Genomic DNA, 19,389 nt, shown 5'->3' with positions numbered 1-19,389 from the left:
CCCCCTCAAAACCCAGGATTTAATGACCAGCCAAAATCTCTTCAAGTGCTAATTTCAGCGTCGGATACTGATATTTAAAACCACTAGCCAAAGTTTGTTTAGGCAAAACTTTCTGCCCTTCCAAAACAACTTTAGCACCATCTCCCAGCAGCAATTCTAAAGCAAAACTTGGCACCGGCAACCAAGAAGGCCGACTTAAAACTGCCCCTAAAGTTTCGCACAATTCATTCATCCGCACTGGATTCGGTGCTGTCGCATTCAAAACGCCTTCAACTTGCGGATTTTGCAAGGTGTACAAAATTAAATCGACCACATCCTCGCGATGAACCCAAGAAAACCACTGTTTTCCTGTCCCAATTGGGCCGCCTGCAAATAGTTTAAAAGCCGGCAGCATTTTAGCCAACGCGCCTCCCATTCCCAAAACTATCCCCAGCCGCAAAATTGCTAGCCTTGTGCCCGCATTTTTTGCAGGTTGCGCCGCTGCTTCCCACTCTTTGCAAACTGTTGCTAAAAAATCGTTTCCCGCAGGGCTGTTTTCATCAAACTCGGCCGTTTCGCTGGTGCCGTAATAGCCGATCGCCGATGCGCTCACAAATACCGATGGTTTAGGATTAGCATTGACGATCGCCTCTACCAATTTTTCCGTCGTCAGTTTGCGACTGTCCAAAATCGCCCGCTGGCGCGCCTCCGTCCACCTTTCCTCCGCAATCGGCACCCCAGCTAAATTGACAACAGCGTCGCAGCCCGCGATCGACTTTTGCCAATCACCAGACTCCGCCGGAGTGTAGGCGACAACTTCCAAATTCGGATAAGCTGAAGTCGGAAAAATTCGCCCAGCCTTCACCGCATCCCTGCTCAAAACCACCACTTGATGTCCGGCGGCTTGCAGTTTCTCCACCAGCCGGCTACCTACAAATCCCGTTGCTCCCGCGATCGCTACTTTCATCTTCCTTCCCGCACTTCATATCAACAGCAGTTTACACGATCGCCCAAACCCGTTTTAAATTCTACAAAAATAAACAGCAAGCTCGATCGGCTCACCACAAGCCAAGTCTATCTAGTTAAACTGATATGGGACGCGAGGAACACAAACCATGCCTGCAAAAAAATCAAAGCTTCTAATTGCTGCCTCCATCGTCGCAGCAGGTAGCGCTGCGGTCTACTTTTACTTCCAGGGTTTGAGCCAACAAGTCTCCAACCCCCAAGAAAGCGCCAAAGTTATACCAGACGAAGCAACGATGGCCGCCTTCATCTCCCCCAATCCCCAAGCGCTGTCCCAGTTGCAGCAATTTGGCACCCAGGGCGCTCAAAAGTTGGTCGGTCAGGGTTTGAAGACCTTTCAAGAACAAAGCTTGGCAGGCACTCAAATCGACTTTGAGAGGGACTTAAAGCCTTGGCTGGGGGGGGTGATGGTCGCTTTGTTGCCGCCGGATGCTGGGGCAACAACCGAGGCTCCTAAGCTGCTGGTTGTAGTCAGCGTCAAAAATAAAATTAGCGCTTGGAATTTTGCGAATAAATTAAAATCTCAGCAAGGTGCAACAATTCAAGAAACTGAGTATAAAGGAGTGAAAATTTCGGAAATTGCAGAGCCAACCGGCAAGCGCTACAGTGTGGCTTTGCTAAATGACCAATTAGTCATGGCTCCTTTGAGAAAACCTGTGGAATTGGCGATCGATACTTTTAAAGGAGCACCCTCCCTCGCCACGCAGCAGAGTACAACTAAGTTTTTTTCCGAGAGTGCTGGGGTCAAGAATCCGATCGCAACTATTTACATTGCTAACTATCCTGCCGCCATGCAGCAATTGAAAGCTAATTTACCAGATGATTTTCAGTTGCCTTCGACAGTGCTTTCCCAGTTCAAACAAGTTAAGTCTTTGGTAGCGGGAATTGGGGCGGACAGTTCGGGATTGAGAATCAAAACTATCGCTCAGTTAGACCCTAAATTCGTGCAGCAAAAGCCGCAAGTCGCATCGAAATTGTTACCCAGATTTCCCGGTGAAACCATTGCTGTAATAGGTGGCAATGGCATTAATCAATTTTGGTCGCAGGCGACGGCAGAGGCAAAAGATAGCCCCGAAGTAGACAGGGGAATTCAGCAGGTGAGGAGTAGTTTTAAGCGGTTGGATTTGGATGCGGATCGCGATGTTTTTGGCTGGATGAATGGGGAATTTGCGATCGGGGCGATCGGTTCGGATCAAGGTATTTTGTCTCAGTTGGGGATGGGGGCGGCGATGATTTTTGAAACGAGCGATCGCCCCGCAGCGGAAGCCACCCTGAAAAAACTCGATGCGATCGCCAAAAGCAATCCCACAGTCAGCGTCGCCCCCAGACAAGTCCAAGGAAAAGAAGTTACAGAGTGGACAATACCGCAGCAAGGCACTTTATTCGGGCACGGTTGGCTGAATGAAAATTCTGTGTTTGTCGCTTTCGGCGGCCCTTTAGTCGATGTCATCACGACAACGCCACCGCAACCGCTAAGCAGCAGTGCGAGTTTTCAGGCGATCGCCACTTCTTTACCGCAAGCCAACCAAGGTTACTTTTACATAGATATGGAAAAAGCCATGTCTTGGGCCAACCGTTATTTACTCGCAGTACAGCCCAATTTAGTTTCGCCACCAGTCGCTGATTTGCTCAATTCTCTCCGAGGAGTCAGCGTAGCCACAACTTCGACAGAACCGACAACTGCTCAGCTTGAAATGCTGTTTGCCTTAAAATCTCACAATTAGGCGATCGGGAATTGGTAATTGGCGATCGGTAATTGGTAATTGATAATTAATAATTGGTAATTGGGAATCGGTAATCGGGAATCGGTAATCGGGAATCGGTAATTGGTAATTTTTCTATCCGTTAAATCCGTTACAAAATCCGTTGCCGAACTTCTATCCATTACATCCGTTAAATCCGTTACAAAATCCGTTGCCGAACTTCTGACTACTGACTACTGACTACTGACTACTGACTACTGACTACTGACTACTGACTACTGACAAAAAAAAGATGCTGCCTCTCAATCGAGGGCAGCTACTTTAGTAAAGCATTTTAATGTCTCTCAAAACTTCAGGATTAACCTTCAGACATTCCCGATTTATTTGGCAATTGCAAATCATCAGGATCTACATAATGACAAACTGCTTTGTCCATGCAAATCAAGGCCCAGCCGGATTTATCTATGCTCATCAACTTGTAAGAAGCGGGCTGAATAAAGAAACCTTTGTGGTTGCGGGTTGCTGGTTTGATGTTAACGTGGCTGTCGTTGCTCATATCGTTACAACTCCTAGTATTTGTGGTAGTCAAGTCTGAAAACCGCTGTGCCGGTTTGTCGATCGTCTAAGTTTTCAAATACTAGCACTGCCATTCTGAGTTTTACATAAAGTTATTTATTGATTTATTACGAAATTGTAATAAATTCCAAAGCCGATTTCGTTGATCCCCGACACAAAATCGACTTTTTTACGCGGTTACGGCTCCATAAGCCACTGTTTAACGCGGGCGAGGCTCTTCCAGTCCGGTTTTCGGCTTAGTCCTTCTTCAAAATTCTTTTTAACTTCGTCGAACAACTCATCGGAAGCCATCAGGAGTTGCTGAGCGACTTCTACGTGGGGGCGCACCCCTTTTTCTTTGAGATCGAGGATCGCGATTGCTAGGTTGATGCGAGCTTGGGGGTCGTGAGGGTTCAATTTAACGGCGGTTTTCGCTGCCTTTTGAGCCGATGTGGGTTTATTTTCCAGCAGGTAAAGCCAGGAGAGGCTAGCCCAGGCATTGCCATTTTTGGGGGATTTCTCGCACAATTCTTTGAACACGGGGATCAGATTAGCAGGGGCTTCGCCAGCTTGATAGCGATCGAAACCGTCTTTAAACATTTCTTCAGGGGTCATTCGATTTTGGATTTTGGATTTTGGATTTTAGATTGACTGAAAGCATCCGTGCGGGACACCAGAAGTCAATCTGATGTTCTGCAATTTTGGATTTTGGATTCAATAATTGCTCGAAAGCATTGGGTAGGGGACAAAGGAAGTCAATCCGAGGCTAATGATCGATCGCGCTATTGTCAGCGAATTCTCACCAACGCCGGTTGAGACCAATTACCAATGCCCCAGACCCATGTCCCAAGCAATTTTCCCATTTAAGCAGAAAAAGAACTGCCGCAGCCGCAAGTTTGAGTGGCGTTGGGGTTGGTGAACTTAAAGCCGCCGCCGATCATGGAATCGCTGAAGTCGAGCACCAAACCGTAGAGATAAAGAATGCTCTTGCGATCGCACACTACCTGAAAACCCTCGTAGTCAAACACTTCATCATCAGATTTCACAGTGCTGGGGTCTGCGAAATCCATCACGTAAGACATACCAGAACAGCCACCCTGGCGCACCCCTACCCGCAAGCAGAGGTCTTTACCTTGTTTTTCTCGAAGAGCTAAAACTTGACGAACAGCAGAGTCCGTCATTTGAATGCCCCGCTGTTGGGAAATTGCTTGAGTCATAATTTGTCGAACTCCTGAGACTGTCCAATGCTAAGAGTTTAATCTTATTCATCCATTGTACAGGGCAGAAGGAAGTCATTAGTCATTAGTCATCAGTCATCAGCCAGTAAATAGTCAACTGCCAACTCTCAACTGCCAACTCTCAACTGCCAACTCTCAACTCTCAACTCTCAACTGCCCACTGAAGGCAGAATTTTGAGTTTTAAATTTTTAATTCCCGCAGCGCCTTCCAAGCTCGATGTCCTCTCCCCCCATAGGGTTTATGATTGAGAAGCAGCGGTTGACCCTTTGTGGCACCGCAACAATGCTTCACCCAACGGGCTTACTCTATGGCAGCGCTGAATCGCTCTACTTTTCGTCGGCTACAAAACTTACCTCAAATTCCCAGCGTGTGGGAGGGCGATCGCCGACCGTTATCTAATGCTGACTCCCACATGATGCTAGAGGACGACGACGATCCAGAAGCCGGTGGCGAGTGCATTCTCTGGGTGGATGGCTCTGAAGGCATCGTCAGGGCTATGGACATGGTTGGCCCAGATGCCGGCCCAGAGGCGATCGTCCGCGCTCTGCTGCGGGCAATGGAACATCCCCAAAGTCCGGCTCCCGCAGTCCGCCCCCAAAAAATCGTAGTTAAAAACCGAGAAATTCAATTTTATCTGCGGGGCGTACTTCAAGATTTAGGGATTTCCATTGACTACGTACCGGAATTGCCCCTAATTGATGAAATATTTCGGGGCATGGAAGAAGTCGCTGTCAATCGGCCTCCCGAATTACCGCCTGAGTACGCCGAAGTTCTAATGGAAAAAGCTGCTCAAATTTGGCACGATGCTCCGTGGCGGACTTTGAGCGAACACCAAATTATATCGATTGAAATCAATCAATGGGATGTCGCCAGCCTCTACGTGTCCGTATTGGGCCAAGGCAGAATGGATTACGGAGTTTTGCTGTACCGCTCTCTAGAATCCTTGAAGCGGTTTCGAGAGCGAGTCGTCAATGATGACTCTTTTGAAGATTTAGAACAGGCTTTCTTAGGACAGGACTGTTTGTTTCTCACCTTTGAAAGTGCCGGCGATTTTGATGAAGATGACGAAGAAGACGAAATTGATTTAGCCGATTTGCCTCCATCGGAAATTGAACCGAATTTTGGCAACCTCCATCCTTTAGAAGGATTGCGATCGATTCTTTACGAAGAAGAAGCCCTGACGATGTTAGTTGCTCTCGAAGCATTTCACCGCTTTTTCCGCAACGGCCGCCGAAAATTGGGAGCAGATACATTTCCCACTCTCAGCAGTCGCTACCGCATCCCAATTCCACAGTCTGACGGAGAAATTCAACAAATCTCCGTTAAAGTTTCGACTATGCCCGAAGTATCTGACGAATTATTACAGATGCTTGGTGACGATGATGAGGACGATGATGATGATGATGATGACTTTGAAACGCCGTTGCTGCGGGACGATTTGGTACCGCCGAATTCATTTTTGAGTCTGGGCGCAGTACCTTGGGATACGATAGACTTTCTGCGCGAAAATGTCCAATTTCACCAAGGTGCAGAAGGTGATATTAATGCCGCCGGAGATGGTTTGCCAATAATCATGATTCAAACTTCTCATCCGAAAGCGAAAACTATGATTCAGGATTTGAAAGAAGCTGGAGGGGTGAAGGCAATTGGTTTTAATCCGGGCGAAAATCCTTTTCAGGAGGAGGAATACGACTTGGGTATTTTGCAAACTAAAAATGGGGATTTGTATCTGTTTGGGGAGTTTAATGAAAATGATCCCGTCCATAAGGAAGCTCGCAAGAAGTGGGATCGACGTTGCAAATCAACTAATGGTTGGTGCGGTTTGATTATTGCTAAAGGGTTGATGGGTGCTTCTCGTGGTCAGCCTCAGCTTAAGGATATGATCGCTTTGCTGGAGGTGCGCTGGGTGTCGGCTAAAGATTTGGGAATTGGGCCGCTTCAGTTGATGCCGATGTTTTAAACGAAGGAAGAAGGAAGAGGGAAGAAGGAAGAAGGAAGAGGGAAGATGTAAAAGTAATATGTAAGGTGCTCTTCGGCGCACCCTACTTGTTGAATTATTCAGGAGAATTATTATGTCAAATTCTACTCAAAAGTGAGAAGTGTTGGTCGCCCTTGACGCCGAATTCGCTGACAAAATAGACCAGCTTACTGATAATTGGACGGAGGCGATCGAACAAGCTCTCCGTCTCTGGTACGCTAAGCAAATAGAAGATAAGTTGCGGAAATTTTATCTAAACCGCAGTCAAGAAGATATTGACTTTGAAGAAGAATGGGCAACATTTGCCGAGGAACAAATGGAAGAAATTTTAAGAGAGGAAAGTCTTTGATACAATGACAGAAGCTTATCCGCAACAAGGCGAAGTTTATATCTTGTGAGAGCTTTGCGAGCAATAGAAGATACTAAAAAACGTCCTGTTGCTGTCGTTTCCATAAATAGTCGCAATGAATTGAGCCGTACTGTACTGATTGTGCCTTTTACTAGCGATTTGAGCGGGGGGGAAACTCCGACTCAGATTTTGATTGCTGCCGGGGTAGGAGGGTTAGAATCGGACTCACTCGCCGTCTGCGAGCAAATTCTAGCAGTCCAAAAGACTTATCTGGAACAAGGCCCTTACGGTGAAATTAGTGCGGATTTTTTAGGGAGAATTCAGAGAGGGGTACAAGTGGCGATCGGCATTTACGCACTTTGAATGTTTCGGAAATTCTAAAATTTGTTACAATCTGTAAAAATACTGGAAAGGATAGGTAAAATGCGGGTTGCGATCGCAGGTGCGGGACTGGCTGGAATGACCACAGCAGTCGATTTAGTGGATGCTGGCCACGAAGTAGAAATTTTTGAATCCCGCCCCTTTGTCGGCGGCAAAGTCGGCAGTTGGGTAGATCCAGACGGCAATCACGTTGAAATGGGTTTGCACGTCTTCTTCGGCTGCTATTATAACTTATTTGCTCTGATGAAAAAAGTGGGAGCTTTTGACGATTTGCTCCTCAAAGATCACGTCCACACTTTTATCAATCGAGGCGGCGAAATCGGTTCTTTAGATTTTCGCTTTCCCGTGGGTGCTCCTTTGCACGGTTTGAAGGCATTTTTTACTACATCCCAGCTAACCGTACAAGACAAAATCCAAAATTCGATCGCCCTGGGAACTAGCCCGATCGTCCGTGGTTTGATAGACTTTGACGGGGCTATGAAAACGATCCGCAATTTAGATAAAGTTAGCTTTGCTGACTGGTTCCGGGGTCAAGGCGGCAACCAAAACTCGCTCAAAAGACTCTGGAACCCGATCGCCTACGCACTAGGTTTCATCGACACCGAAAATATTTCTGCCCGGTGTATGTTGACAATCTTCCAATTCTTTGCTACAAAAACCGAAGCCTCTGTCATGCGGATGCTAGCCGGTTCTCCCAACGAATATTTGCACAAACCAATTGTGGCATATTTGGAAAGCAAAGGAACCAAAATTTACACGCGACGCAGAGTTCGAGAAATTCAGTTTCAAGAAGCCGAAGAAACGCGCGTGACAGGTCTGGTAGTAGCTAACGGCGAAACAGAAGAAAATATCACCGCAGACGCTTACGTTTTCGCCTGCGACGTTCCTGGAATTCAGAAAATATTGCCCCCAGCTTGGCGAAAGTGGTCGGAATTTGACAACATTTATAAGTTAGATACGGTGCCGGTTGCTACTGTACAATTACGGTTCGACGGTTGGGTAACGGAACTGGAAGATGAAGCCAAGCGCAAACAGTTGAGCCACGCTGTAGGCATCGATAATTTGCTATATTCAGCAGATGCAGATTTTTCTTGTTTTGCCGATTTGGCACTAACAAGTCCCAAGGATTATTATAAAGAAGGACAAGGTTCTCTGTTGCAATTGGTTCTGACACCGGGCGATCCGTTTATCAAACAAAGCAATGAGGCGATCGCCCAACACGTACTCAAGCAAGTTCAGGATTTATTTCCCTCAGCACGGGAATTAAACATGACTTGGTACAGTGTAGTTAAGTTGGCTCAATCTTTGTATCGCGAAGCACCGGGAATGGATGTTTTCCGCCCTGCTCAAAAAACTCCTGTTTCTAACTTCTTTCTAGCAGGAAGTTACACTCAGCAAGATTACATTGACAGTATGGAAGGAGCGACACTTTCCGGGCATCAAGCGGCCAAGGTAATTCTCGAAGCTTACGGTCATTAGTCATTGGTCATTAGTCATTGGTCATTAGTCGATAGACTGAAAAATGTAAAATGCTAAAAGCTAATGATTTTCTCTCGTTCCCAGCCAGAGACTGGGAACGAAAAAAAAATTAGAAAAAAAACAATCTAAAATCTAAAATCTAAAATAGAATGACTGATTGGTTAGAACATAGTGTACAAGTAGAAGTGGCAATTCCCATCGAATTAGCGTGGGAACTCTGGTCTGATTTAGAGCAATTGCCGCGCTGGATGAAGTGGATAGAATCTGTTCATATTCTCGAAGAAAATCCAGAATTATCGCGCTGGAAACTCGCAACGGGCGGGTTAGAATTTAGCTGGCTTTCTCGGATTGTCAAATTAGTCCCGAATCAGATCATGCAGTGGGAATCGGTGGACGGTTTGCCAAATCGTGGTGCGGTGCGATTTTACGATCGCAAAAACACCAGTATTGTCAAACTAACGGTAGCTTACGGAATTCCCGGCTGGCTGGCCAAATTGATGGACAATTCATTTCTAGCGGGAGTAGTTGAATCGACTCTTCAGGCTGACTTGGAAAGGTTTAAAGAGTATGCTTTGAAAGTTAAGGCGACATCTTGAATTTTGAGGACTAAAGTCCTGACTACAAACCGCATCTTCGTTTGTAGTCAGGACTTCAGATAAGACTCGGCGGTTGAAACCGCGACTACACAAACGATGTCCGCCTCCGCGGACTAAGAAATCAAGGGGATATTTAAGTCGGATTTGGTATTGCCTCAGTATCATAGAGATATGCTGCTGATTGCTTCCCGGTTCAGTTATGAGTTATTGCCTCAACCCCGCCTGTCAAAACCCGCAAAATGCCGATCGAACTCAATTCTGCCTGAGTTGCGGCTCCAAACTGTTGCTCAGAGAGCGTTACCGCGCCATCAAACCCCTGGGGCGCGGCGGTTTCGGTCGCACTTTTTTAGCAATAGACCAAGACAAACCCTCAAAACCGCGCTGTGCAATCAAACAGTTTTTCCCCCTATCCCAAGGAACCAGCAGCAGCGAAAAAGCAGCAGAATTATTCAACCGAGAAGCCGTGCGGCTGGACGAATTGGGGAAACACCCGCAAATTCCCGAATTGCTAGCGCACTTTCAACAGGAACGCTATCAGTATTTAGTGCAAGAATTTATAGAAGGTGAGAATTTACAGCAAGAATTAGTGCGGAATGGGCCTTTCAGCGCCAATCAAATTTTGAGTTTGCTGAATGATTTATTACCAGTATTAGAATTTGTACACTCGCGCAGTGTAATTCACCGAGACATTAAACCGCCCAATATTATCCGCCGCCGCATTTCTCAAACTCCAATTATTTATACTTACCCAACATTAACCGGAGAATTAGTTTTAGTTGATTTTGGCGCTGCAAAACTTGTGGAGGGTTTGAGAGAAACAGGAACAGTCATCGGTTCACCCGAATTCGTCGCGCCGGAACAAATTAGAGGTCAAGCGGTTTATGCCAGCGATTTGTACAGTTTGGGCGTAACTTGCATTTATTTGTTGACTCAAATATCTCCGTTTGATTTGTTCGATATCAATCAAGATGTTTGGGTTTGGCGAGATTTTTTGAAGGTTCAAATCGATCCGAAATTAAGCCGCATTCTGGACAAAATGATCGAACCGAGTCTCAGTCGCCGCTACAAATCTGTAGCTGAGATTCTCCAAGATTTGCAGCCGCAGCAGTCGCCTCCACGGATTCCCCCGACTCCCGCGCCAAGAGCAATTCCAGTCCCACAGACTGCGCCTGCGGTGCAGAATACGGTGCCGCCAACGGTTGCAGGCACGATTATACCTGTGCCCCGGAACCAGCGGGTTTTGCCGGCCCGCGCGCCCACTTGGAGGTGCGTTCATACTCTGGTAGGGCATTCTAATGCTGTCACGTCGGTAGCTTTCAGTCCTGATGGGGCGACTTTGGCTAGCGGGAGTGAGGATAAGACGATTGAGATTTGGAAGTTGGAGGCGGGTAAGCGCTGGTACACTCTGACGGGTCATTCTGACTGGGTGACTTGTGTGGCGTTTAGTCCTGATGGTGCGACTTTGGCTACCGGTGGCCGGGATAAGACGATTCAAATTTGGGATTTGAATAAGGGTAAGTGGTGGTACGCTTTGCGCGGTCATGAGGATCGGGTTTATGCTGTGGCGTTCAGTCGCGACGGTCAGGTTTTGGCTAGCGGTAGTCGGGACAAGACTGTGCAGTTGTGGAATTTGAATAAGGGTAGGCCGATGTCGGTTTTGACTGGTCACGCTGGCGGGGTGGAGGCGGTGGCTTTTAGTCCGGGTGGGGAGTTTTTGGCGACGGGGAGTCGGGATAAGACTTTGCAGTTGTGGGATTGGCGCAATGGTCGATCGATTTGTACTTTAGCAGAGCACGGGGATTGGGTGCGGGCGATCGCCTTTGCTGGAACCCCCCCCAGCCCCCCCTTGGTAAGGGGGGGAGTTGGAGGTGGATCTAGCCCCCCATTGGTAAGGGGGGGAGTTGGAGAAGGATCGATTTTGGTTAGTGGGAGTCGGGATGGTACGGCGAAGTTGTGGCGGGTGGATGTTGACGGGCGAGGGACGCTGCTGCGGAGTATGAGCGACAATTCTGGGGATGTTTTGTGTGTGGCGTTTAGCCCGGATGGTGGGGTTTTGGCGACGGGGAGTCGGGATGGTTCGATTTATTTGTGGGATGCTGCTACGGGGGGTTTGCTGGAACTTCTGACTGGGCACGGGGGGGAGGTTTTGTCGGTGGCGTTTGGTGCTGATGGGTGTTTGGCTAGCGGTTCGGGCGATCGAACTGTGAAGATTTGGCGGGTTGGGAATTAGGGCGGTGGATGTGGGTGTCTGCTTTAAAAATTTTATTTTTGTGCTTGACAGGCGATCGAATGTTGTGCTAAGTTATTAATTCGTGAGGACACATAGCTCAGTTGGTTAGAGCACTACGTTGACATCGTAGGGGTCACTGGTTCGAGTCCAGTTGCGTCCATCTTATAAAGCCCGCTCTGGTAGCGGGTTTTGTTGTTTTTACCGAAATTATTGGGTCTAAAGCCCCGTCCTTCTAGGACGGCTTTTTCTTAGTGAGCGACCGTATAAACTCTCTAAGAACATCAGTCTTTGTTCTGCCCATAGCTTTGCAATAAGCCTCAAGAATCTCTAGCTCGTATTCTTCTATCCTAAAATCTAATCTTTTTTTCATTGCTATGTACACAGTTATGCTGTACAATATTAACATGAAAACAATGAAGTTTAAGTTTTATCAGCACAAGCGGAATCGATATCTGAAGCGGCAAATTAACGCGGCTGGGGTTATCTACAACCACTGTATTGCGCTGCATAGACGGTACTATCGGATGTTCAAAAAGCATCTGAACTGTACCAAACTTCAAGCTCACATCGCTAAACAACGCCGGCGTAACAAGTTCTGGCAGTCTATCGGTTCTCAAGCTGTACAGGACATTTGCCAACGGATTGAGAAAGCATACCAATTGTTTTTTAAGCATCACAAAAAAGGAGTTAGACCGCCAAACTTTAAGAAAGTCAGAAAATACAAATCCTTCACGCTCAAACAAGCTGGCTACAAATTCTTGGGCGGCAACCGTGTCAAGATTGGCAGTCGAGTCTATCAATATTGGAACAGTCGAGAAATTGAGGGGGCGGTCAAGACTTTGATCATTAAGCGGACTCATGAGGGAGAGCTGTTTATGGTCGTAGTAGTTGACAGTTCTGAACCTGCAATTGAAGTCGAGCCGAGTAGAATCGCTGGTTTTGATTTTGGGTTGAAAACTTTCCTTACTTGCTCTGATGGCTCCAAGATAGAATCGCCCCAATTCCTGAAACAGTCGCTTAATGTGATCAAAAAAGCGGCGCGGCAATTGTCCAGTAAGAAAAAAGGCTCGGCTAACCGAGAACGAGCTAGGCTGAATCTGGCAAGAAGACATGAGGACGTAACAAATCGCCGCTCTGATTGGTTTTGGAAGCTTGCCCAAGACTTGACAGATAAGTTTGATGTACTGTGCTTTGAGACGCTTAACCTCAGAGGAATGCAGAAACTTTGGGGACGCAAGATTAACGATTTGGCTTTTCGAGAATTCTTGCAAATCTTGGAATAGGTAGCCAAAAAGAAAGGCAAGATTGTCACCTATATCAGCCAGTGGTTCCCTAGTTCTAAGACTTGCAATCATTGTGGTCATGTTCTAAAAGAGTTAGATTTGTCGGTTAGGGTTTGGCGCTGCCCATCCTGTAATTCAGTAAATGATCGGGATGAGAATGCAGCATTGAATATTTGTATGGTTGGGGCATCAACCATCGAGCTAGGTGATATAAGACGGGCAATGCAAAGCAATCACTGCTTGAATTCAGAATCCCCTTGCCTTCAGGCAGGGGAGTATGTCAAAGCTATTGTTATGAATTCCACGACATTAGACATTCTCAATTAGGAGTGACAAAATGTGACAAGCTCTGACAAGATTAGCGATGAAACAGCGATGATAGTCAGCGAAGCGGGTTACAGCTTTTTAACCTCTGAAAATGAGGTTTGCTTTAAAGGAGAAACCAGTGGCAGGAACTGTCAGAATTGAAAATTTTCAGGAACGGTTGAGACTGGCTTGGCGTTGGCAAGGTAAGCGTTATTGGCTCTCCATGAACTTGCCCTACACCCAAATCAACTGCAAAGCCGCCGAAATCAAGGCTCGGCAGATTGAGCTTGACATTGCCAGCAACAATTTTGGGTAGTCCTGCATAGCAAGGAAAATTAAGGATTTTAATTTATAAGTAAACTCGCGTTATACTCATGAATAAAATACCAAATTCCTCCTATATGATTGGAGAGTTTTTTAGAGAAGGAAAGAGTTTTTCTGACCAATCGAGATATTCTTTGTCTCATAGTATTATTAAATCTTTCTATATAGTTTGTCAGACCCGTTTCTTTTCCTACTGCCTTGTCTCTATTTTTAGGAAAAACTGTGACCTAGGCATTCCAAAAGTCTGTATAACTCACGGCACATTGACCATAAACTGGTGGTAAAGAATCCCATAATCCCTGTGTACCACCTTGATCTCTTTTGCCAATATATACTTCAACAATTTATGAAGGTTGATACATCAATTGCCAACCAGATCCACTGCTTGTTATCCTTAGAGCATACAAATCACCACATTTCATCGCATTGAATTGTTAGTTTCTCTTTCTTTTTTGACTTCACTTCTACTTCTCTTTTTACAGCTCCTAACTTTTGGTTCACATAGTATTGTAACCACCGTTCCGAAACTCCAGTCGCTCTCACAATCCCAGCCAGAGATATCTTTTCTAATAAAAGTCGATCTATCAACCATGATTGTTGGTGCTGAAATCGGTTGATGTCTGGGAGATATGACAAATTGTCTGCTACAATCTCGACATTTAAAATTTTGTTTGCCGGAGCGAGTGCGACCATTTTTCAAGATGTATTCAAAGTTGCACTTGGGACAGTTCATAAGCTAAAATTTAATGTAGGTTGAAAGAGTAAAATTATACACATTTTCCTTGTTATGCAGGACTACCGCTCTGGTATATTCTTGCAGCTTTCTTTGTTTCTCTGGATTCATGATTGTTCGAGAGTGGTAAATATATTTAATTATGGACTAATGATTGACCTGATATTTATGAGTATAAATATTAATTTTATAAGTGTTATGCTCCTTTTTCCGGTGGATAGTTGTGAATTTCCCTGGAGATGCGAAACATCAATTCCTGTTTTGCTTCCGCACAAATTTCCCGATAGATTGCATAGGAAAAATTTGGATTTTGAGGACATTTAATAATTTGATGTTTTTCAATCTCCATGATTAATCTGGTCACAGCTTTCTGTCGCCCTAAAGTTTTAGGCTGGTGATTTTTGGCAGCTATGGCTAGCTGTTTGAGCCGATCGTCAATTTCGTCCTTAGTAGGCATCTCTTGTTCCAAGGTTACTCAGAAAAATTGTCTCCAACCAGCTAATGCAGGCCGCCGGAGTTCAGCCAACGCTCTGATCAATGGTGCTTGATGGCCCCATTCGAGCGATCGCATCCTCCTGCATAACCTTCTATTTGTCTATCTGTCAGGATCTACGATTTTTACGCAAAATTTTTACATAATTTACCAAAGTTCATATAAACCCCTAATTTATGGGCCCAGGGGGTTGGGGGTGTGTGGGGGCTCGGCGGGAGATGCTTGGGGTTGGTGTTGAATGCTATAATCGTGCTCGCCAGCATCAAATATCCGCCCCAAGCGAACACGGCAAGAGAGCAGGACGATCGCACTCTCAAACAACGTTTTTACACTCCAGAGGGATGCAGCAGCGAAATACGCCATTAATAGTTCAAAAAAAATCCAACTTTAGGAGATATCCAAACCTTTATTTGATCATTCATTGCCAATTCTTTAATCTTCAATGCTCGAATGCGAAAATGGTATAACCGCCCCAAAACCATGCACTACCAGTCCCAGCAGCACCGCCAAAAACACGCGACTCATAAAAAAATCAAAAGAGCTATTTTTTACTGTTTGACAACCATATTTTTCTGCTGGAGCACCGCGAACCTCCCTACAATTGCCCAAAACACAGCCCCAGGCGGGCTTAACGGGCAAGAAATGAGAAATTTGCTCGATCGCGGAAACCTCACCGAAGCCGTCACCAGAATCGAAAAAGACTGGGAAGAAGACTATCAAAAATACTTTGAACAAGACTTTACAGCCCGTGAAAAAACCGCCCAATCAATATCAAAAACTCTCTCCCGCCTAGCAGTTAAAACCAAGAAAAAACCAGCTTTAATTTACGCTATCCCGCGTACAGACCAACTAGAACTAATCTTAATATTGCCCGATCGCCCGCCAGTTCACCGCAGCATCCCCTCAGCAAAACAAGAGAAACTGCTGCAAGTCGTCCAAGAATTCACCAGCGAAATTACCAACCCAGTCAAAATTAATACCACCAGCTATCTAGAATCAGCTCAACAACTTTATCAATGGATAATTGCACCGCTAGAAGCCGACTTGAAAATAGCAAAAATTGACACATTGCTGTTCTGCGTCGGCGAAGGTTTGCGAACCATACCCATAGCAGCAATGCACGATGGCAAGCAATTTCTGATCGAAAAATACAGCATGGCGCGCATTCCGGCATTCAAGCTTACAGACATCAATTACGCCGATCTCAGAAACTCCCACGTCTTAGCAATGGGAGCAGCAATTTTCTCGGAAACCGTGAATAAAGAACCGCTACCAGCAGTGCCGTTAGAATTAAGTGCGATCGCCCGACAGTGGGCAGGTCAATCCTTTATCAACGAAGATTTTACCATCGTCAACTTGCAATCACAGCGACTGCAACAAAGATACGGCATCATCCACCTCGCGACTCACGCCGAATTCCGCCCTGGAACCCCAGATAACTCCTACATTCAATTTTGGGACACCCAACTCAGATTATCTCAAATGAGAGATTTGAAATGGAACAATCCGCCACTGGAACTGTTAGTATTGAGCGCCTGTAGAACTGCCTTGGGAGACAAAGAAGCAGAACTCGGATTTGCCGGTTTAGCGCTGCAATCGGGAGCAAAATCTGCCCTCGCCAGCTTGTGGTATGTCAGCGATGCCGGGACTCTGGCGCTGATGACAGAGTTTTACCAGCAATTAAAAGTCAGCAAACCTCAAGATCCTCCAATCATTAAAGCTGAAGCTCTCAGGCAAGCACAAATTGCTGCGATCAAAGGTAAAGTCACCATCGAAAATGGGCAACTGCGGAGTTCTAGGGGAGAAACTCCGTTGCCGTCGTCTATCCCCAAACTCGATAGCAAAGATTTATCGCATCCTTATTATTGGGCAGCTTTTAGTATGATCGGCAGTCCGTGGTAATTGCGGGGAAGAAACAGGCTTTTCGGCCTGTTCTATCATGCAAGCATCTCTAGGGAAACGGCAATGCCGTTTCCGGCGCCAGACTCTGCCGAATTGCTGTAGGGAAACGGCAATGCCGTATCCGGTGCAGGACTGCTTGGTGAATACGGGCTCTACCGATCGCGCTTTTGGGGCCTCTTGACCGACACAGATGATAGGCTATACAACATAAAGTAATTCAATATCTGTAGCTGTCGCTCAACCAACCACAACCTGTGACCAATCAAGCGGGAGCCTTCAAGGGGAAACAAACATGAAAAAATTAGAATTTTTACTACAGAAAGAAGGCGATCGCGCCTGGTTGCCCCTAGAAACCCCCGACGTGGAAATTCTAGAAGGCAAATATCGCGTCGTTGCGCGCATTCAGCACCCCAACACCGACATCGAAATTCGCATCACCCATACATCCTTCGACGAAGTAGCCCCCCAGCGGAAAGTCCAAAGCCGATCGGCCCGCACCAACCCCGAAGGATTAGTCGTGATCATTCCCTACACCAGGCTCAAACCTGGAATGTGGGAACTCTCCTGCTTACCAGATCCCAAATTAGCACCAGCAAAACCTTGGCAGTACGGCGTGCAATTAGAAGTATTGCCCGCAGAATCGGACAGTTCCGAACCCCTACCCGCGATCGACTCCTCCGAACCCGCCACCACCTCCTCAGACTCAGAAAACCCAGCAGCAGTCGTGAAGCCTAGCTATCCCGTAGGGGATCACGCGGCCCCAAAAATCGCAGCATCGGTCGATCGCGCACCAACCCAAATCCCAGCAGCCCAACCAGCACCGCAGCCGACCAAAATCTACCAATTCCCCAATCCCCAAACCCCTGGGCCTCCGCCCAAAGCCCCAGTCAAACTCGAACTCGAACTTGTACTCGATCGAGAAACCTTCGTGACTCAACTCGGTCGCCCCTTAATCATTTCCGGCAAAATCGACATTCCCCAACCACCCCAAAAAACCAGAAAAACAGCAACTCTCATCCCCGAATCCCAAACCGAAGAACTCCAAAAACTAATCGGTTCAGCCCAACTGCAAATTTACCTGCGAGACCCCCAAACCTCACAAATACTCGCCCAAATCGAGCAGCCGATGCCAGAACAAGCTCCCCCCTGCATCTTCGCCTGCGTCACCTACATCCCAGCCGAGTGCAAAAGCCGCCTAATTTTAGGAGAAGCAATTCTCAGCAGCGGCGGCGTCACCCTAGCCACCAAACTATTCACAATTACAGCTCGTTTAGAGCATCTTCTAGAAGCAATTAAAGACAATTTCATCGAAGAAAAGCATCAAGCCGAGCCCTCTCCAACAGCAGCAAAACCGCCTCGGAGCGCCACAAATTTATCCTTTCTCAAGCTAGTAGAAAAATCCTTAGAGCCTCCATCCCCCGCCGAAGTCTCAACAAACGAGCCCTTACCCCCTCAACTGAATTCCCGCCAAACCGCAAGTGCAGGCGGTCTAGAATTGCCCGCATTCGGTAACAAACTGCCCGACAGCAGCCGATCGCAATTACTCTCTGAAATCTCCAATCCCCCTCGGACATCCGCAGGGGCGATCGACCCACAAACCAAACCCTCAGACATCCCAACAGCCCCAGAAACGGCTGAATTTCTGGCGATCGACCAAAAACCCCAAAACACCGCCGAACCAGAAAAAACAGCCCCAGAAACCCCACCAGCAGCCTCAAAACAGGCATTTCAAACGCTAAACGTCGAAAATAGATTTTGGTCGCGACTCAGCTCCCTAGCCAGCACCGGCGAATCCCCCGAATGGCTCAAAGCAACCACCCTGTCGCCAACTCCAAAACCGGAGGCAAATAGCAGCGACGCAATAGCCCTCGTGGAAGAAAGCAGCCCAACCCAGCAGCAACGGGCGATCGGGGCAACAATTTCTGAACCCAAATATATTGGCCCGGAATCCAGAGAATTTGTAGTTTTTGACGAACCCCCGCAGCCGAAACAAGTTGCTCAAAAAACCACAAAACTCGAAGCAGAATCAACTCCCCCAACTCCCTACGTTTTGCCAGAAGACGAGTTAGTACCGATGCCCGTCTTAGAATTGCCGCGCGCCCAAATCCTCGCGGGCCAGGCTGTAACAGTGAAAGTGCAACTGCCGGAATTGATGCCCCGGATTTATGTGAAAGTTTGGGTATTCGATCGGCAAACCTATCTCATTCTCGACGGGCCGCGCTGGATCACCGAATTTCAAGCTAACGGATTAGGAAATATGCGAGCAAGTATCGAGTTAGAGATTCCCTACGGCTGCATGGAAGTTGAATTTGAGGCGATCGCCGTGGAAATGCAAACTCAGCGGGAAAGTCACAAAATCAGCGTTCACCGCCAAGTTTTGCCCCCAGCCGGCCCCCTTTTGCCCTTGGATGAGTAGACCTATTGCAAAAATAGCTAGGAACGGGCAAGATACCCGTTCCACAAAAATAATTTTTTATGTGGAAGGGGCATCTTGCCCGTTCCAAAATTTGATTAAAAAGTAGTATTTGTAGGGTGCGTCGCCATCGAGAATCCCTAGAGAAAGGCAACAATCTCACAACGACGCACCTTACACAATCGTTGAAGAAACAACCCTCTGTTTCACTCTCGCCCAACAATTGTTGTGTAGCAAGACTTTTTATAAAATGGTATAAGGTGCGTCGCCATTAAATTGTCGATTGAATGCGAGATATTTTCAATGGCGACGCACCCTACAAATACTATTGTAACATCGGAATTATGTAGGGCTTGCTGAATAATCGAGCACATATTGCCTCGTCTGAGTTTCGATACTGCGATCGAGAATAAAGTGCAAGAT

18 protein-coding genes, 1 tRNA gene and 2 pseudogenes are annotated in these 19,389 nt (G+C 46.7%); 14 read left to right on the top strand and 7 right to left on the bottom strand.

The window, feature by feature from the left end:
• Positions 1-19: 19 nt before the first annotated feature.
• On the bottom strand, positions 20-946 hold the full coding sequence (gene thyD, locus QUB52_RS17630) for a thylakoid membrane protein ThyD (protein WP_332974115.1): 927 nt from the start codon (positions 944-946) through the stop codon (positions 20-22).
• Between the two features lie 148 nt (positions 947-1,094).
• Here thyD and QUB52_RS17625 point away from each other — a divergent pair, with 148 nt between their 5' ends.
• Positions 1,095-2,726, top strand: coding sequence for a DUF3352 domain-containing protein (locus QUB52_RS17625; RefSeq protein WP_265238071.1), 1,632 nt, complete (start codon positions 1,095-1,097; stop codon positions 2,724-2,726).
• Here QUB52_RS17625 and QUB52_RS17620 read toward each other — a convergent pair.
• The 4 genes from QUB52_RS17620 to QUB52_RS17605 form a co-directional block, all read right to left on the bottom strand.
• A complete protein-coding gene (locus QUB52_RS17620; protein WP_332974114.1) occupies positions 2,723-2,887 on the bottom strand; it encodes a hypothetical protein in 165 nt (54 codons plus the stop codon). The genes QUB52_RS17625 and QUB52_RS17620 overlap by 4 nt on opposite strands.
• A gap of 176 nt (positions 2,888-3,063) precedes the next feature.
• Complete coding sequence (locus tag QUB52_RS17615; protein ID WP_172187588.1) at positions 3,064-3,261, bottom strand: hypothetical protein; 198 nt, start codon at positions 3,259-3,261, stop codon at positions 3,064-3,066.
• 197 nt (positions 3,262-3,458) lie between these two features.
• Positions 3,459-3,875, bottom strand: coding sequence for a tetratricopeptide repeat protein (locus tag QUB52_RS17610; protein ID WP_265238078.1), 417 nt, complete (start codon positions 3,873-3,875; stop codon positions 3,459-3,461).
• Positions 3,876-4,123: 248 nt separating this feature from the next.
• Entirely contained in the window at positions 4,124-4,477 is a 354-nt protein-coding gene (locus QUB52_RS17605; protein ID WP_265238087.1) for a HesB/IscA family protein, read from the bottom strand.
• A 329-nt stretch (positions 4,478-4,806) separates the two neighbouring features.
• On the opposite strand from QUB52_RS17605, the gene QUB52_RS17600 reads away from it, so the two are divergent.
• The 10 genes and pseudogenes from QUB52_RS17600 to QUB52_RS17555 all read left to right on the top strand — a co-directional run bounded on the left by QUB52_RS17600 (position 4,807) and on the right by QUB52_RS17555 (position 13,417).
• Entirely contained in the window at positions 4,807-6,459 is a 1,653-nt protein-coding gene (locus QUB52_RS17600; protein ID WP_332974141.1) for a DUF6930 domain-containing protein, read from the top strand.
• Between the two features lie 139 nt (positions 6,460-6,598).
• Positions 6,599-6,826 carry a hypothetical protein gene (locus tag QUB52_RS17595; RefSeq protein ID WP_332974113.1) on the top strand — a complete coding sequence of 76 codons (228 nt, stop codon included), beginning with the start codon at positions 6,599-6,601 and terminating at the stop codon, positions 6,824-6,826.
• A gap of 45 nt (positions 6,827-6,871) precedes the next feature.
• The gene (locus QUB52_RS17590) at positions 6,872-7,189 is read left to right on the top strand and encodes a type II toxin-antitoxin system PemK/MazF family toxin (RefSeq protein WP_332969937.1); all 318 of its coding nucleotides are present in this window, start codon (positions 6,872-6,874) and stop codon (positions 7,187-7,189) included.
• Between the two features lie 60 nt (positions 7,190-7,249).
• On the top strand, positions 7,250-8,686 hold the full coding sequence (gene zds, locus QUB52_RS17585; RefSeq protein WP_265238124.1) for a 9,9'-di-cis-zeta-carotene desaturase: 1,437 nt from the start codon (positions 7,250-7,252) through the stop codon (positions 8,684-8,686).
• A gap of 149 nt (positions 8,687-8,835) precedes the next feature.
• Positions 8,836-9,282 carry an SRPBCC family protein gene (locus QUB52_RS17580; protein WP_265238093.1) on the top strand — a complete coding sequence of 149 codons (447 nt, stop codon included), beginning with the start codon at positions 8,836-8,838 and terminating at the stop codon, positions 9,280-9,282.
• Between the two features lie 199 nt (positions 9,283-9,481).
• On the top strand, positions 9,482-11,512 hold the full coding sequence (locus tag QUB52_RS17575; protein WP_332974112.1) for a serine/threonine-protein kinase: 2,031 nt from the start codon (positions 9,482-9,484) through the stop codon (positions 11,510-11,512).
• 86 nt (positions 11,513-11,598) lie between these two features.
• Positions 11,599-11,672, top strand: a tRNA-Val gene (locus tag QUB52_RS17570).
• 253 nt (positions 11,673-11,925) lie between these two features.
• Positions 11,926-12,795 carry an RNA-guided endonuclease InsQ/TnpB family protein gene (locus QUB52_RS17565; RefSeq protein WP_332974111.1) on the top strand — a complete coding sequence of 290 codons (870 nt, stop codon included), beginning with the start codon at positions 11,926-11,928 and terminating at the stop codon, positions 12,793-12,795.
• Between the two features lie 15 nt (positions 12,796-12,810).
• Positions 12,811-13,122 (top strand): annotated as a pseudogene (locus QUB52_RS17560) (zinc ribbon domain-containing protein); the annotation flags it as partial.
• A 118-nt stretch (positions 13,123-13,240) separates the two neighbouring features.
• The gene (locus QUB52_RS17555) at positions 13,241-13,417 is read left to right on the top strand and encodes an Arm DNA-binding domain-containing protein (RefSeq protein WP_265238096.1); all 177 of its coding nucleotides are present in this window, start codon (positions 13,241-13,243) and stop codon (positions 13,415-13,417) included.
• A 28-nt stretch (positions 13,418-13,445) separates the two neighbouring features.
• On the opposite strand, the pseudogene QUB52_RS17550 reads toward QUB52_RS17555, so the two are convergent.
• Together QUB52_RS17550 and QUB52_RS17545 are read right to left on the bottom strand one after the other, a co-directional pair.
• Positions 13,446-14,158, bottom strand: a pseudogene (locus QUB52_RS17550) (IS1 family transposase).
• Positions 14,159-14,354: 196 nt separating this feature from the next.
• Entirely contained in the window at positions 14,355-14,615 is a 261-nt protein-coding gene (locus QUB52_RS17545) for a hypothetical protein (RefSeq protein ID WP_265238098.1), read from the bottom strand.
• 270 nt (positions 14,616-14,885) lie between these two features.
• Between QUB52_RS17545 and QUB52_RS17540 the strand changes: the two genes are divergently transcribed.
• The 3 genes from QUB52_RS17540 to QUB52_RS17530 all read left to right on the top strand — a co-directional run bounded on the left by QUB52_RS17540 (position 14,886) and on the right by QUB52_RS17530 (position 18,969).
• Positions 14,886-15,017, top strand: a complete 132-nt coding sequence (locus QUB52_RS17540; RefSeq protein WP_265238099.1) for a hypothetical protein — start codon at positions 14,886-14,888, stop codon at positions 15,015-15,017.
• Between the two features lie 114 nt (positions 15,018-15,131).
• A complete protein-coding gene (locus QUB52_RS17535; protein ID WP_332974110.1) occupies positions 15,132-16,553 on the top strand; it encodes a CHAT domain-containing protein in 1,422 nt (473 codons plus the stop codon).
• Between the two features lie 292 nt (positions 16,554-16,845).
• Positions 16,846-18,969, top strand: a complete 2,124-nt coding sequence (locus QUB52_RS17530) for a hypothetical protein (RefSeq protein ID WP_332974108.1) — start codon at positions 16,846-16,848, stop codon at positions 18,967-18,969.
• Positions 18,970-19,389 lie beyond the last annotated feature (420 nt).

This window comes from Microcoleus sp. A6-C6, assembly GCF_036705955.1.
Classification (GTDB): Bacteria; Cyanobacteriota; Cyanobacteriia; order Cyanobacteriales; family Microcoleaceae; genus Microcoleus.
This window is presented reverse-complemented; position numbering and strand designations above follow the sequence as displayed.

What these genes read in the sequence shown, in the direction of transcription:
- QUB52_RS17535 (WP_332974110.1), top strand. Translation starts at nt 15,132, where the DNA reads ATGCACTACCAGTCCCAGCAGCACCGCCAAAAACACGCGACTCATAAA.
- QUB52_RS17610 (WP_265238078.1), bottom strand. Translation starts at nt 3,875, where the DNA reads ATGACCCCTGAAGAAATGTTTAAAGACGGTTTCGATCGCTATCAAGCT.
- QUB52_RS17565 (WP_332974111.1), top strand. Translation starts at nt 11,926, where the DNA reads ATGAAGTTTAAGTTTTATCAGCACAAGCGGAATCGATATCTGAAGCGG.
- zds (WP_265238124.1), top strand. Translation starts at nt 7,250, where the DNA reads ATGCGGGTTGCGATCGCAGGTGCGGGACTGGCTGGAATGACCACAGCA.
- QUB52_RS17605 (WP_265238087.1), bottom strand. Translation starts at nt 4,477, where the DNA reads ATGACTCAAGCAATTTCCCAACAGCGGGGCATTCAAATGACGGACTCT.
- QUB52_RS17580 (WP_265238093.1), top strand. Translation starts at nt 8,836, where the DNA reads ATGACTGATTGGTTAGAACATAGTGTACAAGTAGAAGTGGCAATTCCC.
- QUB52_RS17530 (WP_332974108.1), top strand. Translation starts at nt 16,846, where the DNA reads ATGAAAAAATTAGAATTTTTACTACAGAAAGAAGGCGATCGCGCCTGG.
- QUB52_RS17545 (WP_265238098.1), bottom strand. Translation starts at nt 14,615, where the DNA reads ATGCCTACTAAGGACGAAATTGACGATCGGCTCAAACAGCTAGCCATA.
- QUB52_RS17620 (WP_332974114.1), bottom strand. Translation starts at nt 2,887, where the DNA reads ATGGATAGAAGTTCGGCAACGGATTTTGTAACGGATTTAACGGATAGA.
- QUB52_RS17615 (WP_172187588.1), bottom strand. Translation starts at nt 3,261, where the DNA reads ATGAGCAACGACAGCCACGTTAACATCAAACCAGCAACCCGCAACCAC.
- QUB52_RS17600 (WP_332974141.1), top strand. Translation starts at nt 4,807, where the DNA reads ATGGCAGCGCTGAATCGCTCTACTTTTCGTCGGCTACAAAACTTACCT.
- QUB52_RS17575 (WP_332974112.1), top strand. Translation starts at nt 9,482, where the DNA reads ATGAGTTATTGCCTCAACCCCGCCTGTCAAAACCCGCAAAATGCCGAT.
- QUB52_RS17625 (WP_265238071.1), top strand. Translation starts at nt 1,095, where the DNA reads ATGCCTGCAAAAAAATCAAAGCTTCTAATTGCTGCCTCCATCGTCGCA.
- thyD (WP_332974115.1), bottom strand. Translation starts at nt 946, where the DNA reads ATGAAAGTAGCGATCGCGGGAGCAACGGGATTTGTAGGTAGCCGGCTG.